Origin of the sequence: Tessaracoccus sp. OH4464_COT-324 (genome assembly GCF_003932855.1) — a bacterium.
Classification (GTDB): Bacteria; Actinomycetota; Actinomycetes; order Propionibacteriales; family Propionibacteriaceae; genus Arachnia.
On record NZ_RQYZ01000144.1, the window covers coordinates 1 to 366 of the forward strand.

Annotated in this window: 1 protein-coding gene; it reads left to right on the plus strand. The window is 37.7% G+C overall.

The window, feature by feature from the left end; translation table 11 throughout:
* Nucleotides 1-366, plus strand: a 366-nt coding sequence (locus EII42_RS12500; protein WP_125172435.1) for a YqiA/YcfP family alpha/beta fold hydrolase, incomplete at both ends; no start/stop codon positions are given.

Below are 366 nucleotides of genomic sequence, written 5' to 3' on the forward strand. Positions count from 1 at the left end.
GTCGGAAAGCAAAGATCCACAGCCTTTAATTTGTGGCGTAGGCCTAGGCGGTTACTGGGCGGAACGAGTAGGATTTTTGTGTGGAATTAAGCAAGCCATTTTTAATCCTAATTTGTTTCCGCAAGAAAATATGGAAGGAAAAATTGATCGTCCTGAAGAATATGCTGATATTGCTACCAAATGTGTGGAAAATTTCCGAGTAAAAAATCAAGGTAAATGCCTCGTATTTCTATCAAAACAAGAAGAGATTTTAGATGTGCAACGTAGTGCAGATACTTTGGCACCTTTCTATGAAATCATTTGGGACGAAAATGAAACCCATAAATTCAAAAAAATCTCCCAACATTTACAACGGATCAAAGCCTT